Raw genomic sequence first — 15,843 nt, 5'->3', positions numbered from 1 at the left:
CCTCTCCTATGGAGAGAGGTTGGGGTAAGGTATAAAAATGAAAAAGCTATTTATAATTTTATTTTTGTCGAATTGTGCTGTGGCTCAAAACTACACCCTCAAAAAGTGTATTGAAGTAGCCACGGCAAACAATCCGGCCTATCAAAAGACCTTTCTGACTGCCGAAGTGGCGGCTACCAATGTAGATCAGGCCAAAGCCAGACGATTGCCCCAGACCCAGTTTTCTGTTTCGCAAGGTATGAACTTTGGCCGTTCTATCGACCGCTTTTCCAACGATTACATCAACCAGATGTACAACTCTACCTATAGCGGTCTGCAGGTTTCTGTCCCTGTTTTTAAGGGCTTTCAGCGTCAGTTTTTGGTCGAAAGTTCAAAGTTTTTGGAAGAAGCAGAAAAACTCAATATTGATACTGAAAAAAATCGTCTTACACTGAATATTCTAAAAGCTTACCTGGAAGTGTTGGCAACAAAGGAGATGGTCCAGGTCGCAGAAAAACAGCTTCAGAATTCCAGAACCCAATACAATCGTCAAGAGAAACAGTTGCAGGCCGGCATCACCGGAAAACTCGAGCAGGTGCAATTTGCCAATCAGGTAGCGATGAACGAAGGAGGCCTTATTGAAGCCAAAACCAGCCTTCAGGTAGCCAGATTGGCCTTGTTTCAGTTGATGAACTTGAAACCCGCCGATAATATTGATTTTGAAAGTCTTGACTTATCAGAAAGCCTTAGTTTTGGAATTATTCCGGTAGAAAAAGACCCAAGTTTGTTTCTTCCTGAATACAAAAGTCTTGATATTCAATCCAAAAGTATTGACAGGCAAATTAAAGCTAACAATGCCGAGAAGATGCCAGAAATAAATCTATATGGCAACTATGGGACTTTTTATGCTTCGTCCAACCCCGAGCGGACATTTATTCAGCAAATCAATGATACCCGAAACGGATCAGTATCGCTGGGAGTTAATATTCCGATATTTTCCGGAATTTTAATAAAACCCCGCACGCAACAATTAAAGGTTCAGAAAAGGATTTTGGAGAATACCGTAAGCCAGAATAAAAACTTACTCAATCAGGAACTCGAAACGGCAAAATTGATGCTCAGTGTATTTCAGGAGAGACTGGAAAATGCGGGCAGACAAGTGGAAATTTCAAAAGAAAATCTGCATTTGGTCGAGCTCCGCATTGAGGCCGGCACCATTAATCCTCTGGAGTTTCAGGTGGCACAGGCGAGTTTGGAAAGTGCTCAGGCTACTCAAATTCAAAGTAAATACATGTTAATTTTACAGAAAAAGCTCTTATCCTTTTACTATACTGGTGAATTTGATTTTCTTTGATATCAGAAAACAATGAATCAGAGTTTTCTTCGACCGAAACGATTTTTTCAACACAGATGAACGATAAAAGTATTCTGATAATAGATGATGACGTAGATATCCTCAACGCTGCAAAGCTGTTGTTGAAGCGACATTTTCTGAAAGTTGAAATAGAAAAAAATCCTGAGAAAATCCCGTTTTTGCTGAATAATTATCAATTTGATGTCATTTTGTTGGATATGAATTTTAGCCGTGATGTAAACACCGGAAACGAGGGTTTCTTCTGGCTGGACTTTATTCTGGATAAAAACAAAAAGCAGAAAGTGGTCCTTTTCACCGCTTTTGGTGACATTGAAATGGCTGTTAGAGCCATAAAAAATGGGGCTGCAGACTTTATTTTGAAACCCTGGGTCAATGATAAACTCCTTGAGACACTGCGAGGCGTTTTTAATAAATCTGAACCCATCATCCATGATTCGGAACAGGCTTATTCAATAATCGGGGAATCAGAAGAAATGCTCAAAATCGCTGAACTGATCAGGCAGGTAGCTGCTACCGATGCCAATATTTTGATTTTGGGTGAAAACGGGACAGGAAAAGATATGGTAGCCCGTGAGATTCACCAGCAATCCAAAAGAAAAGAACGGAAATTTGTACATGCCGACCTTGGGTCAGTGAGCGAAAATCTGTTTGAAAGTGAGCTGTTTGGTCATGTAAAAGGAGCTTTTACCGATGCCCGGGAAGAACGCACAGGTCGTTTTCAAGAGGCCGATAAAGGCACGATTTTTTTGGATGAAATCGGGAATATACCTCTGACCCTGCAAAGCAAATTGCTTTTTGCCCTTCAGAACAAAAAAATCACGAAAGTTGGCTCAAATGCTGCTATAGCTTTCGATTCGAGGATTATCAGTGCCACCAATGAAGCTATTTATGAGCGGGTGGAACAGAAGACTTTCAGACAGGATTTGCTTTTTAGAATCAATACTATAGAAATCTACCTGCCACCTTTAAGAGACCGTGGACAGGATATTTTGCTTTTGGCCGGGCATTTTCTGGCTATTTACAATAAAAAATACAACCGTAAACTTAAGGGCATCAGTGCAGCTCTTCAGAAAAAACTTCTGGCATATTCCTGGCCGGGGAACGTACGCGAACTGCAGCATGTGATTGAGCGTGCGGTGATAGTAACCCAGAGTCAAATGCTTGTAGAAGAAGACTTTGTAATCAGAAAAGGTAACGCTTCTAATGCCATTGTGGTAGAGAGTTTTCATATCGAAAACCTGGAAAAGCAGTTGATTATTAAGACTTTGAAAAAATACAACGGCAATATCACTGAGGCCTCAAAAGAGATGGGAATCAGCCGGCAGGCACTATACAGAAGGATAGAGAAATTTAATTTGTAGAAATAGTGATTTGGATTTTCTCTTTACATTTTCGTTATATTTGTAAAAAAAGAATTTTATGCAAAGCTTAATAAAACAACCATTTAATAACGCTCAATTAGAATTGCTGAAGGTCTTTTCTCATAATCTTCAGGAAAATGAATTGATGGATTTGAAGCGGATTATTGTGAAATTTTTTGCTGAAAAATTAATTACTATTGCAGATAAAAAATGGGATGAGGAGCAATTGAGCGATGCCGATATGGATGCACTTTTGGCACAAAAACTAAGAAAAATCCATTCATAATTTGAAAAAAGTTGTAATTGATACCAATGTTTTCTTAGTCTCAATTTCCAGTAAATCAAAATATCACTGGTTATTTGAGGCTATTTTGAATGAAAATTTCTTTCTCTGTGTAACAACCGAAATTCTGGATGAATACGCTGAGATTATTGAACAAAAAATGGGTTATGAAGCAGGTGAAACTGCAATGGCTCTAATCCTAAGTTTGCCGAACGTTATTTTTATAAACTCATTTTTTAGATTTAATTTATTGAAAGATCCGGACGACAATAAGTTTGTTGATTGTGCTATTGCAGCCAATGCTGATTTTCTTCTCACACATGATTCAGATTTCAATATCTTGAAAAGTATAGAGTTTCCAAAAGTTAAAGTGATTGATACAAACCAATTTCGAATTGAACTTTTTAATTCTTAATAGTTTATGAAAAAGTTCAGTTTAGGCATAGTGGTCAGGGTAGCAATTATCATATTGCTGTGTTTGGCTTTTGCTTTTCTGTATCTTAAAAATCTGTTTCTTTTTGCATTTTTGGTATTAGTAGCTATATTGATTGCTGGTGTGCAATTATTCAAATATGTTACTTCCCTCAACCGAAAAATGAAACGACTTTTTGAAGCCATTCAATATCAGGATTTTGCAATCACTTTTAAAGCTGATAACACCCTTGGAGAGAGTTTCAAAGACCTTAATACCGACCTCAATGCAGTAATTGGCAGCTTCAATCAGGTGCGTGCTGAGCGGGAAGCCAGTCTGCATTTTATCAATGCCATTGTGCAGCAAATCAACGTAGGCATACTTTCATTTGATACCGAGGGCAAGATTGAAATTCACAATCAGGCGGCAGCTAAACTCCTGAAGGTGTACAGGCTGAAACATTTAAATGACATTGAACAAGTTAATCCTGAGGCTTTTGTATGTATAACCACACTTAAATCTTCCGAGAGTAAATTATTGACCTTTTCGGAAAATGATCTTTCTTTTACTGCCACTGATATCCAGATGCGGGGGAGAAAAATCAGGCTGGTGGCCATCCATAATATCCGGTCAGAATTGCAGATCAAAGAGTTGGAGGCCTGGCAGAATCTTACCAAAGTGCTCCGTCATGAAATCATGAACTCCGTTACGCCGATAGTTTCACTTTCAGAAACTATGAGCGACATTGTGGATTATGATTTGAAGACTTCTGAGTCCAACGAAGAGTCAATTCAAGACCTGAAAGAGGCCCTGAAAACCATTCAGAGGAGGGGGAAGGGTATTATGAACTTTGTGAATGCATATAGGGAATTTACGACCATCCCTCTGCCAAACAAAAGTGTGGTAGAAGTTCAGGATTTATTCCGAAATATTGAAGCAGTTTTTGTACAAAGTGCTGTCGAGAAATCTATTGGTTAAAATTTTGATATTCAAACTAATTTTGAACTTTTAGTTGATCCGGATCAGATAGAACAGGTTCTGATAAATATCGTTAAAAACGGAATGGAGGTTGATTTTGGAAATTCTTCACCCGAAATAACTGTAAAAGCTATAATAAAGAATGGTTTAAAAACTATTGAAATATCGGACAACGGCCCGGGAATTTCGAAGGAAGAGCAGGAAAAGATTTTTATTCCATTTTATACTACAAAAAAAACGGGTTCAGGTATTGGGCTTAGCCTATCGCGACAGATTCTATCTCTTAATGACGCAAAAATCAACTATGCTGAAAATCTGCCACATGGGTCTGTGTTCATCTTGCAGTTTGGATAAGTGGTGAGATATACTGCGACCCCTACAGGGTCGTTGGGAGGTATCTTCTTTCAAGTAAAATAATAAGAAATACCAGTTGATTGACAATACCATGAATATATTCGAATAATTTCGGTCGCCAACTTTTAACCAGAACAGCTTCCCGATTTTTAACCGCAAAAACCAAATGCAGCAGGATCCTTTTGTATGTATTTGCCATAAAATGAGTGGTTTAGTAATTCAAAAAATAGCATGAAAATTTTCATTTAAATTAAAAATTCTTTTTAAGAAAATTCCTGAAACTGTTTAAAAATTTCAAACTGAAAAATATTTGAATTTTTTTTTGAAAAATAAAAGAGCAAAATCCGGAAATAATTCTGGAAATTTAAATCGGACAGCGAACGTCCAAAATCGGACAAAATTAAAAATATATAATATTGTAAGTATTTGATTATAAGTAAAATAAATTCTTGGCACGAAATAGGAATCTTATATAAAAGAATTAGAAATAAATACCTGATGGATAAAATAATACCGAAAAAATTCTGGACAAAACAAAGGATAATACTTGTTGCCATTGGCACCTGTTTGGTGGCTTTCATAGCATATCTTTTGATTTTTTCCGACAAAAGATCAAAACTCAATGTCGATGCCGAAAAAATCACTATTAGTGAGGTTAAAGAAGGCAATTTTGATGAATTTATCATCGTTCAGGGAGCCGTTCAGCCTCTGAAAACCATCAGACTAGATGCGATAGTAGGTGGCTATGTAACTGAGAAATTGGTAGAAGGTGGCAATAAAGTAAACAAGGGTGACATAATCCTGAGACTTGAAAATCAATCATTGAAATTGAATTTTTTACAATCTGAAACTGAAGCTAACAGACTGGTAAACGATCTCCAAAATACCCGTCAGCGATTGAGGGTGGAGAAATTTACCCTAAGAAAAAATCTGTCGGAGCTTGATTATCAGATGGATCAAGCCAAAGATTTGTATGAAAGAAATAAGAAACTGATCAAAGATAATGTGGTTTCGGAAGCTGATTTTCAGAAATCAAAAAGGGACTATGAGCGGTATGTAAAGCAGCGTGAAATTGAGATTGAATCGCAAAAATACCAGGAAGAAAACTCGGCGATGCAAATCAAACAATTGGAAGGTACACTTCAGAGAACCCAGAAAAATGTGGATTTGTGGAGACAAACCCTGGAGAATTTGGTTGTAAAAGCACCGGTTGCAGGTCTGTTGTCATCGATTGATGTGGAAGTTGGCTCCAACATAAATCAGGGTCAAAATATTGGTCAAATCGATGATTTGGATGGTTTTAAACTGAGAGCTGAGATTGATGAGCATTATATTTCAAGAATATTTGCCGGATTGAAAGGAACCTTTGATTTTAATGGCAAATCACATGAAATTGAGATTCTGAAAGTCTATCCTGAGGTCAAAAATGGTCGTTTTGCAGTTGATTTGATTTTTAGCAGCAAGTCGCCTGAAGGTATCCGTCGCGGGCAATCGTCACCAGTGAGACTGGAATTAGGAAAAGCTGAAAAAGCAGTATTATTGCCTGTAGGTGGTTTCTTTTCAGATACCGGTGGAAACTGGGTATATGTAGTGGAGGCCTCGGGCAAAAAGGCCGTTAAAAGAAGTATCACACTTGGAAGAAAAAATCCTGAATATTTCGAAGTACTAAGTGGCCTTAAAGCCGGAGAAAAAGTGATTACCAGTGGATATGAGAACTTTGGAGATAAGGAAGTGCTGGTGTTCTAGAAAGATGCGATAAATTTTTTCTTAAAAATCGAAAATTCAATGCGAATGATTAATGTAATATTTATAAAAAATTGATTTAAAATAACACAATAATAAATATAGCAAACAAAAAAAGTAGCCCAAAGCTAACAGCTATAAACTAACAGCTAAAATTATGCTCAAAACTAACAACCTTCAGAAGGTATTTACTACCGAGGAAATTGAAACTACTGCCTTAAACGGCATTGATCTGGAAATAAAAGACGGCGAATTTGTGGCCATCATGGGTCCATCGGGCTGTGGCAAATCTACTTTGCTGAATATCATTGGGTTATTGGATAATCCATCAGAAGGAACCTATGATTTTTATGGCAATGAGGTAGCCAAAATGTCGGAAAGAGAACGGGCTTCACTAAGAAAGGGAAACATTGGTTTTGTTTTTCAAAGCTTTAACCTCATTGATGAGTTGACGGTATTCGAAAATGTGGAATTGCCACTTTTATATCTCAAAACTCCCGCTGCCGAGCGTAAAGAAAAAGTAGAAGCTGCACTTACCCGCATGAACATGATGCATCGCCGCAACCACTTTCCTCAGCAACTCTCAGGAGGTCAGCAGCAAAGGGTGGCCATAGCCAGGGCTGTGGTAGCCAAACCCAAGCTTATTCTTGCCGATGAACCGACCGGTAATCTCGACTCTACCAATGGCGAAGAAGTAATGAAGCTATTGCAGGAACTCAACAATGAAGGCACCACGATAGCTATGGTAACGCACTCGCCTTACGACGCAAGTTTTGCTCATCGGATCATCAATCTGTTTGATGGTAAGATAGTTACTGAAAACTTTCACGTATAGGCTGATTAGCAAGGCCTAAGCTAAAAAAATGGCCAAAAAGATTGAATTTAGGTAACATACTAAATTTAAAACCGAATTATGAAAAAGCTATTAACAATTACATTTTTGCTTGCTTTTGGGCAAGTTTACTGCCAAGATTTTGTTAAAAAATCAGATGGTTCCTACGAATTTGGCGAAGCATTGAGTTTTGAAAATAACCTTTTAAAACTTGTAAATGAAGAGGCAGATACGTTGGTTTACAATGCTCAAGATCTAGCCATCATTCATATTTCGAAAGAAGGATTTGTGATGAAAAATCTACAATTGAAAAATGCACAATTCAAATCCAACAAGCATGGCACCACCATAGTTTTTCCGGAAAATAATCTGAAAAGTGAGCAGAATATTGCGAAGAAGAGGAAAGAAACCCCAACGCCTTCTAAGTCTTAAATAATCTTCAAATGAAGATTTAAATTAACATTATTATGCTAAAGAACTATTTCAAAATCGCCTGGAGGAATCTTGTTCGCAACAAGGTCTATAGTTTCATAAACATTGCGGGCTTAGCAATGGGTATTTCTGCTTTTTTACTTATTCTTGAATACGTAAGTTTAGAAAAAAGTGTAAATCAGTTTCATACCAATTTGCCCAACATGTATCGTGTTATGATGGAAAACACCAATGGTGGTTCATGGTCGCAAGTGGAGCCAGGTTGGGTTGCGAAGGCCAAGGAGCGTTTTCCTGAAATGAAAGACTTTAGTAGATATGCTGAAGGTGTTGCTCAAGGAATTGTAAAAAATGAAGCCAAAAACGTTTCATTCAGAGAGCAAAGTATTGGCTATGTGGAAGGAAATTTTTTCGATTTTTTTAGTTTTCCTTTAAAATCTGGTAATTCAAAAAGTTTTAATAAGCCCAACGTAGCGTTTATTTCGGATTCATATAGTAAAAAATATTTTGGAGATGAAAATCCAATTGGAAAGACCATCTCGCTCTATAATCAGTTTGGAAAGGCTCTTTACACCGTTGATGGTGTTTATGAAGATATGGGCGAAAATTCTACGATTAGATTTGATATTGTTTTTTCTCTTGAAACCCTAAAAAATGAGGCAAATCTCAATGGAAACGGTTGGGCAAATCTCAATAATTTAGATTCTCAATTTATCAATGCCGTAATTTCGCTGCAAACCGGAACTGATTATAAAGTTTTTGAAAAGAAGCTAACGGCATTGCGACGTGAAATGCAAAAGGAAAAAGATGCCAATATTTTCAGAATTCAGCCTTTCAGTGAAGCCCATTTAGCTGCTTCGTTTTCAGATAACCTACAACACACAGGAAATATTAGGTACGTTTATATGCTTGCCGGTATTGCCTTTTTGATTTTGCTTATTGCATGGTTCAATTATATCAACCTCAGCACGGCTAATTCTCTCAAAAGAGCAAACGAAGTTGGGGTTCGCAAAGTAATTGGGGCAACACAAAGCAATTTGGTCGGCCAGTTTTTAGGTGAATCGGTTTTGCTGAATGTTTTGGCATTTATGTTAGCATTGCTGTTAATCTTCTCACTTCAGCCATTATTCAATGAAATGATAGGCAAACAACTATCCCTTAAATCTCTAAGTAATTCTAATGTATGGATTTTAGGTATCGTTCTTTTAGTGCTCGGATCTTTGAGTTCTGGGGCTTATACTGCGTTTGTTTTATCTAATTATAAGCCTATCGAAACCCTTAAAGGTAAAATTACAAAAACTAGCAAAGGAGTTTTCCTTCGCAAATCGTTGGTGGTTTCTCAGTTTAGTGTTTCAGTTACTTTGATTTTGTTTACTATACTGATATATAGTCAGTTAAATTATATGCGAAACAAAGATTTGGGCATAAATATCAACCAGCTATTAGTAGTTCGTGGACCAGATGTGGGGATAGATAGCACTTTTACAGTTCGTAGAAATGGTTTTTTAAATGAAATTTCTCAACAAAGTTTTATTAAAGATTATGCTACCAGTGGCAGCGTGCCAAGTAGTTGGTACAATTTCATGACGGAGGGCATTACATCTCCAAAATCAAAATTTGGTGATGAAAATAAGTCGTTTGCTTTTTCTATCATAGGAGATAAATACTTGAAAACTTACGATATAAAATTAAAATCTGGGCGAAACTTCACGTCTGAGGAGTGTAATGTTGAATGGAATGATAACTCCAAAGTTTTGATAAATGAGCGGGCTTTAGAGCAGCTTCATCTTACGCCGGAAGAAGCACTTTCCACAAAAATCAAATGGGACGAACGTTATCTTGAAATTGTTGGCGTGGTAAAAGACTATCATCATGCTAGTCTTCAGCAATCCATCGACCCGATGATTTTCTACCCTCAAAATAGCTCGGCTTATATTACAGTAAGACTTACTGCAGATAAAATGTCCGACAAGATTAGTTCTCTTGAAAATCTCTACAAAAAGTATTTTTCAGGAAATCCGTTTGAATATTTCTTCGTAGATGAGAATTTTCAAAAACAATATGTAAGCGAAAAACAGTACGGACACTTGTTTACATCGGCATCAATCTGGGCGATTTTCATTGCTTGTTTGGGTCTTTTCGGTTTGGCCACCTTCACTGTTGAGTCTCGAACAAAGGAAATCGGAATCAGAAAAGTATTAGGTGCAAGCGTATTTAGCATTTTTAATTTGCTATCAAAAGAGTTTTTAGTTCTGGTTGGAATTTCCATAGTTTTGGCTAGTCCTATAGCCTATTATTTCATGGAAAAATGGCTTTCAGATTTTCCTTATCGTATCAATATTGGTTTATGGATTTATGCTTTGGCTGCAGTTTTGGCCATTGCGATAGCTATTGTAACGGTTGGATTTCAGTCAATTAAGGCTGCTTTATTGAATCCAATTAATAGTTTGAAGTCGGAATGATGCCCAATATTTGAACTATGCAAATCATAAATTTAGAAAGAAGTAAAACATTAAAATAAAGCTATCAGCTAATTGCTTGTAGCTAAAAGCTAGAAAAATCATGCTCAAAAATTATTTCAAAATTGCCTGGAGAAACATCCAAAAAAACAAGATTTATTCTTTCATAAATATATTTGGCCTGGCTGTGGGGATGGCTGTTGCTCTTATTATCGGTATGTGGGTTTTTGAGGAATTGAGTTATGATTCAAATTTCAAAAATTCAGAAAAACTAGCACAGGTATATCAGCATCAGACTTTTAATGGTAAAATAGGCACCGGTCAACCGATTCCAATACCATTGGAGAAAATGCTTCGGGAAAATTACGGTTCTTATTTCAAAGAAATAGCCATGGCAACCTGGCCGCAAACAGACTATATTAAATTTGGAGAAAAGAATATTACGCAGGAAGGGAATTTTATCCAGAAAAGTATCCTCAAAATGCTCGATTTGAAAATCCTGAATGGCGACCCCGATGGGCTGAGGGAATTGAACTCAATAATGCTTTCTGAAACTACTGCACAGGCACTTTTTGGGAATACCGACCCTATCGGAAAAGTGGTCAAAGTTGATAACCTGCACAATATGAAGGTAACGGCAGTTTATGAAAACATCAACAAAAACTCATCATTTGGTTATCTGAATTTCATAATGCCATGGGAATATTTTGTTTCGTCTCAAGAATGGGTGAAAAATTCGGAAGATGACTGGGGAAATAATTCTTTTCAAATGTATGTCCAAGTTGCTGATAATGTATCAGTTGGCCAGGTTTCAAAGATTATCGGGAAAGTCAAACAAATAGGTGATCCTGAATCCAAAGAATTTAATTCCACGATGATTCTTCTACCTATGAAAGACTGGCATCTTCGGTCTGATTTTAAGGATGGGGTTCAGTCAGGCGGACTGATCGAAAATGTTTGGCTTTTTAGCATAATCGGAATTTTCGTTTTGATACTAGCCTGCATCAATTTTATGAATCTCAGCACCGCCCGTTCTGAAAAACGAGCCAAAGAAGTGGGTATCAGGAAATCGATAGGTTCTGAAAGGAATCAGCTTATTTTTCAGTTTTTAAGCGAATCTTTTTTGGTAGTGATTTTGGCATTTTTATTGGCAATTTTATTGGTCAATATTTCACTTCCGGGCTTTAATTCACTTACTGATAAAGAAATAAATTTCCCCTGGTCTAATCTTTATTTTTGGTCAACAGGTTTGGGGATAGTAGTTTTTACTGCTTTAATATCAGGAAGTTATCCGGCATTGTATCTGTCGTCTTTTCAACCGGTAAAAGTTCTTAAAGGTACTTTCAGAGTCGGGAAATTGGCCTCAATTCCGAGAAAAGTGCTGGTTGTGATGCAGTTTGCAGTTTCGGTAGGTTTGGTAATTGGTACTTTGATAGTGATGAAACAAATCAATCATACCAAAAACCGTCCTATTGGTTATGATACCAATGGTTTGATACAAGTTCCTGTAATGTACATGGATTTTATCGGTAAATATGACTTCATGCGTACACAGATTCTGAATTCTGGTGCTGCTGTTGAGATGTCGTCAAGCAGTAGTCCAACCACCGATGTATGGTCTAACCGCTCAGGATGGGAATGGGAAGGTAAGCCTCAAGGTTTTCAGGAAGATTTTGCCTGGACAGAAGTTTCACCCGAATATGCCAAATCTCTTAGATTGAAAATTGTACAGGGTCGTGATTTTTCCAGAGATATGAAAACCGACTCTGACGCTGTTTTATTAAACCAAAGTGCCGTAAAATACATGGGATTGAAAGATCCAATCGGAAAGTTTTTGACAAAAGATGAAGGAATGTATCAGAAACTAAGAATTGTGGGAGTGGTGGAGGACATGGTGATGCAATCACCTTACGCAAAAGTTAAACAGATGATTTATGCTTTTGATAGAAGGAATGCTGCCAGTTATTATAATATCAGACTTAATCCCGAGAAAAGTGCCTCAGAAAGTCTTTCTTTAATTGAAGCAATTTTCAAAAAACATTTTCCCGATATTCCTTATTCTTATCAGTTTATTGACAAAGAATACGAAGCCAAATTTGCAGATGAAGAGCAATTGGGAAACCTCGCCGGTATTTTCACGGTATTGGCAATTTTTATCAGCTGCCTTGGGCTTTTTGGTCTTGCCAGTTTCGTAGCAGAGCAACGCACCAAAGAAATTGGAATCAGAAAAGTGCTTGGAGCCACGGTGACGAACCTATGGGCCATGCTCTCCAAAGATTTTGTGCTTTTGGTGATTATTGCCTGTCTGCTTTCAGCTCCGGTAGCATATTATTTCATGAATGGTTGGCTGGAAAAATATACTTATCGTACCGAATTGTCCTGGTGGGTTTTTGTTGCCTCAGGTATTGGAGCTCTTGCAATCACACTATTGACAGTCAGTTTTCAAGCCATCAAAGCAGCATTATTAGATCCTGTCAAAAGTTTAAAAACTGAGTAAAATAGCCTTATGACATTTTTTTTGAAATATATAAAACATTAATTATTAATCTTTCAGTAAAAAAAAACTGATTGCCAAAAGCATACTATTCATGATTAAAAACTATTTCAAAATAGCCTGGAGGAATCTCCTCAAAAATAAAGCAATGTTTTTAATAAATGTCATTGGTCTGGCATTGGGAATTGCCACTTGTCTTACAATTTCACTTTTCGTGATTGACGAGATTTCATATGACAAATTCAATGAAAAAGCCAATCAAATAGTCAGGGTGAACCTAAGTGCTAAAATGGGTGACGAGCTCATAGAAGAGTCAAGTGTGATGGCACCTGTGGCTCAGACTTTTAAAAATGAATTTCCCGAGGTTTTGGGTGCAACTCGCTTGCTAAAAACTGCCGAAACCGCAAAGGTTATTTATGCAAATAAGTCTTTTAGAAATGGCAAATCTGCCATGGTAGATTCTACTTTTTTTGATATTTTCTCAATAAAATTTATAAAGGGGAATGCAAAAAATGCTTTAAATAAGCCATATACGGTCGTTTTAACCCAAAAACAAGCTGAAACATACTTTGGAGAGGAAAACCCCATCAATAAATCCATCGAGATTAAAGATCAGGGTGTTTATTCTCAAATTGGATACACTGACTTGAGCGGACTATACACTGTAACAGGAATCATTGAAGAGATGCCATCCAACGCCCATTTTCATTTTGATATCTTGACTTCAATGGCCGGCAATTCCGATGGATTAAGTCCAAGCTGGTTAAACGGAAATTACCACACTTATCTTTTGCTTGCCAAGGGAGCTGATTTAGCTCATCTGGAAACTAAATTGAAAGTCATTCCTGAAAAATACATGAGTGCTCAGATCAAATCAGGTATGGGAATGAGCTTCAAAGAGTTTTTGGATAAAGGTAATAAAGTTGGATTCAGGTTATTACCCCTTCCGGACATCCACCTATATTCAGATTACAAATTTGAGCTCGAACAACCAGGAGACATAAAAACGGTATATATTTTTTCAGCGATTGCACTTTTTATGTTATTGATTGCCTGTATAAATTTCATGAATTTGTCAACAGCCGGAGCCTCAAAACGTGTGAAGGAAATAGGGATGCGAAAAGTTTTGGGGTCTGAAAAAAGCCAGTTGGTTTTTCAGTTTTTGACTGAGGCGTTTATTTCAACTTTGGTGGCTATGATTTTGGCAGGCTTGATCTTTTATTTTGCTATTCCTTATTTCAATCAAATTTCCAGTAAAACCTACACTTTTCTGGATCTAACTACCCCTCAGGTTTTGGGTTCTGTTGTATTGCTTACGTTCTTCATTAGTTTTCTGGCTGGTGGTTACCCGGCATTTTTTATGTCAGGTTTTAAGCCATTGAATGCTTTGAAAAACAAATTTTCAACCGGAAGCTCAAAAGGCATAAGAAGCGGCCTTGTTGTTTTTCAATTTGCGATTTCGGCTACCCTGATAATCGGGACATTGGTAGTAGGTAAGCAAATGCAATATATTCAAAATAAGGATCTTGGCTATGATAGAAAACAGCTTATTGTAATTAGAGAAGCAGGGCTTCTTGGGAATAATTTCAATGCCTTTAGGGACGAATTGAAGAAAGACAGCCGGGTAAAAAATATTTCGACTTCGGCATTTGTACCTGCAGGGCCATCGGACAACAACATGACGCTCGTTTCTTCGATTAATGATCCGATACAGAGAGTCAGGGCTAAAAATTTTAATATTGACGAAGAATACATACCCACACTAAGCCTGAAAGTATTGGCCGGGAGGAATTTTTCTAAACAAAATGGCACTGAAAAGAATAACATAATTATCAATGAGTCAGCGGTTAAGGCGTTTGGTCTAAAGCCAAATCCTGTTGGACAAACCATCCTCGAATCGGTAGGTGCCGACAAACCCAAAGAGATTCTCACCGTAATTGGTTTGGTTAAAGATTTTCATTCGAGGTCTTTACACGAAAAAATTGACCCTTTGGTTATGAAATATAATCCATATTATAGCTTGATAATCAAGGTGAATTCTGAGAATTCCACTGATTTGATAAATGATATGAAAACCAAATGGTCTTCTTACGGCACAGGTGAGCCATTTACCTATGCATTTTTGGATAATCTCTATAATGAGACTTATCAAAAAGAAGCCAATATGAATTCAGTTTTGAGGATTTTTGCCCTGTTGACCATTTTTGTTGCATGCCTCGGGTTATTTGGCCTTGTAACTTTCACTACAGAACAAAGATTCAAAGAAATTGGAATCAGAAAAGTGCTGGGTTCATCTGTTCCCCAAATAGTTGGTTTACTATCTAAAGACTTTTTGAAACTGATAGTCATTTCTTTTTTAATTGCCTTTCCGTTAGGGTATTATGCTATGAATAATTGGTTGCAGGACTTTGAATACAGGACAGAAATCAGCTGGTGGATTTTCGTCTTGTCAGGATTTATGACCGTGCTAATTGCATTCCTGACAATAAGCTATCGAAGTATTAAAGCCGCATTGATGAATCCTGTAAAAAGTTTACGAAGTGAATAGGGAATCATATAACACTATTGCTAGCCAATGGGCGGAATTCAGAGATAAATCCTTTGTAAGTCAGCTTATTATGGATTTTTCCGAAAAACTAAAACCCGGTGCCAAAGTCCTGGACATTGGATGTGGAACAGGAAAACCAGTTGCTTTATTTTTAGCCGAAAAAGGTCATCACGTAACCGGAATTGACCTTTCTGAAAAAATGATTGAATTAGCCCAAAATAACGATATTCTGAATGCCAAATTTCACTATTCCGACTTTTTTGATTTCGAAACTTCCGAAACTTTCGACGGCATACTGGCCTGGGATTCTTTTTTTCATTTTCCGAAAAGTAAGCAGGAAATGATATATCCAAAAATCGCCAGATTGCTTAATCCGGGAGGTTATTTATTGTTTACCCATGGAGATGTTGATGATGAACACACCAGCCCAATGTTGGGGCAGGAGTTTTATTACAGTGCTATTCCGAAAGAAAAAATCGCTGATTTATTATCGGAAAATGGGCTGGAAATAGAATACATGATTAAGGATTTTATAGAAAAGGAAACTGATAGGGGTCTGGTGGTTTTAGCAAAGAAAATGAAAATTGAATAAGATT

13 protein-coding genes are annotated in these 15,843 nt (G+C 37.2%); all 13 read left to right on the top strand.

Annotated elements, in window-relative coordinates; all coding sequences use genetic code 11:
* Positions 1 to 37 precede the first annotated feature (37 nt).
* The 13 genes from IPP61_03285 (at position 38) to IPP61_03225 (ending at position 15,839) form a co-directional block, all read left to right on the top strand.
* Positions 38 to 1,333 (top strand): TolC family protein, encoded by a 1,296-nt coding sequence (locus IPP61_03285; protein MBL0324197.1) that lies wholly within the window; start codon positions 38 to 40, stop codon positions 1,331 to 1,333.
* Between the two features lie 56 nt (positions 1,334 to 1,389).
* Positions 1,390 to 2,715 (top strand): sigma-54-dependent Fis family transcriptional regulator, encoded by a 1,326-nt coding sequence (locus tag IPP61_03280; GenBank protein ID MBL0324196.1) that lies wholly within the window; start codon positions 1,390 to 1,392, stop codon positions 2,713 to 2,715.
* Between the two features lie 58 nt (positions 2,716 to 2,773).
* Positions 2,774 to 3,001, top strand: coding sequence for a hypothetical protein (locus IPP61_03275; GenBank protein MBL0324195.1), 228 nt, complete (start codon positions 2,774 to 2,776; stop codon positions 2,999 to 3,001).
* A 1-nt stretch (position 3,002) separates the two neighbouring features.
* A complete protein-coding gene (locus tag IPP61_03270) occupies positions 3,003 to 3,413 on the top strand; it encodes a putative toxin-antitoxin system toxin component, PIN family (protein MBL0324194.1) in 411 nt (136 codons plus the stop codon).
* Positions 3,414 to 3,419: 6 nt separating this feature from the next.
* Positions 3,420 to 4,388 (top strand): histidine kinase, encoded by a 969-nt coding sequence (locus IPP61_03265; GenBank protein MBL0324193.1) that lies wholly within the window; start codon positions 3,420 to 3,422, stop codon positions 4,386 to 4,388.
* Between the two features lie 9 nt (positions 4,389 to 4,397).
* Positions 4,398 to 4,742: an ATP-binding protein gene (locus tag IPP61_03260; protein MBL0324192.1), complete on the top strand. Its 345-nt coding sequence runs from the start codon at positions 4,398 to 4,400 to the stop codon at positions 4,740 to 4,742.
* Between the two features lie 498 nt (positions 4,743 to 5,240).
* The gene (locus IPP61_03255) at positions 5,241 to 6,488 is read left to right on the top strand and encodes an efflux RND transporter periplasmic adaptor subunit (GenBank protein ID MBL0324191.1); all 1,248 of its coding nucleotides are present in this window, start codon (positions 5,241 to 5,243) and stop codon (positions 6,486 to 6,488) included.
* 154 nt (positions 6,489 to 6,642) lie between these two features.
* Positions 6,643 to 7,320, top strand: coding sequence for an ABC transporter ATP-binding protein (locus IPP61_03250; protein ID MBL0324190.1), 678 nt, complete (start codon positions 6,643 to 6,645; stop codon positions 7,318 to 7,320).
* Between the two features lie 78 nt (positions 7,321 to 7,398).
* Complete coding sequence (locus IPP61_03245; GenBank protein ID MBL0324189.1) at positions 7,399 to 7,749, top strand: hypothetical protein; 351 nt, start codon at positions 7,399 to 7,401, stop codon at positions 7,747 to 7,749.
* Positions 7,750 to 7,784: 35 nt separating this feature from the next.
* Positions 7,785 to 10,208 (top strand): ABC transporter permease, encoded by a 2,424-nt coding sequence (locus IPP61_03240; GenBank protein ID MBL0324188.1) that lies wholly within the window; start codon positions 7,785 to 7,787, stop codon positions 10,206 to 10,208.
* A gap of 100 nt (positions 10,209 to 10,308) precedes the next feature.
* Positions 10,309 to 12,702, top strand: coding sequence for an ABC transporter permease (locus IPP61_03235; GenBank protein MBL0324187.1), 2,394 nt, complete (start codon positions 10,309 to 10,311; stop codon positions 12,700 to 12,702).
* 91 nt (positions 12,703 to 12,793) lie between these two features.
* Positions 12,794 to 15,247, top strand: a complete 2,454-nt coding sequence (locus IPP61_03230) for an ABC transporter permease (protein MBL0324186.1) — start codon at positions 12,794 to 12,796, stop codon at positions 15,245 to 15,247.
* Positions 15,240 to 15,839: a class I SAM-dependent methyltransferase gene (locus tag IPP61_03225; GenBank protein MBL0324185.1), complete on the top strand. Its 600-nt coding sequence runs from the start codon at positions 15,240 to 15,242 to the stop codon at positions 15,837 to 15,839. Before IPP61_03230 ends, IPP61_03225 begins: the two co-directional genes overlap by 8 nt.
* Positions 15,840 to 15,843: the final 4 nt, after the last annotated feature.

The sequence above is a fragment of the Cytophagaceae bacterium genome, from assembly GCA_016722655.1.
GTDB lineage: Bacteria > Bacteroidota > Bacteroidia > Cytophagales > Spirosomataceae > Leadbetterella.
This window is presented reverse-complemented; position numbering and strand designations above follow the sequence as displayed.

Excerpts from the sequence above, each read along its gene's own strand:
- IPP61_03235 (MBL0324187.1), top strand. The coding sequence starts at position 10,309 with ATGCTCAAAAATTATTTCAAAATTGCCTGGAGAAACATCCAAAAAAAC.
- IPP61_03285 (MBL0324197.1), top strand. The coding sequence starts at position 38 with ATGAAAAAGCTATTTATAATTTTATTTTTGTCGAATTGTGCTGTGGCT.
- IPP61_03240 (MBL0324188.1), top strand. The coding sequence starts at position 7,785 with ATGCTAAAGAACTATTTCAAAATCGCCTGGAGGAATCTTGTTCGCAAC.
- IPP61_03250 (MBL0324190.1), top strand. The coding sequence starts at position 6,643 with ATGCTCAAAACTAACAACCTTCAGAAGGTATTTACTACCGAGGAAATT.
- IPP61_03230 (MBL0324186.1), top strand. The coding sequence starts at position 12,794 with ATGATTAAAAACTATTTCAAAATAGCCTGGAGGAATCTCCTCAAAAAT.
- IPP61_03280 (MBL0324196.1), top strand. The coding sequence starts at position 1,390 with ATGAACGATAAAAGTATTCTGATAATAGATGATGACGTAGATATCCTC.
- IPP61_03265 (MBL0324193.1), top strand. The coding sequence starts at position 3,420 with ATGAAAAAGTTCAGTTTAGGCATAGTGGTCAGGGTAGCAATTATCATA.
- IPP61_03275 (MBL0324195.1), top strand. The coding sequence starts at position 2,774 with ATGCAAAGCTTAATAAAACAACCATTTAATAACGCTCAATTAGAATTG.
- IPP61_03255 (MBL0324191.1), top strand. The coding sequence starts at position 5,241 with ATGGATAAAATAATACCGAAAAAATTCTGGACAAAACAAAGGATAATA.
- IPP61_03245 (MBL0324189.1), top strand. The coding sequence starts at position 7,399 with ATGAAAAAGCTATTAACAATTACATTTTTGCTTGCTTTTGGGCAAGTT.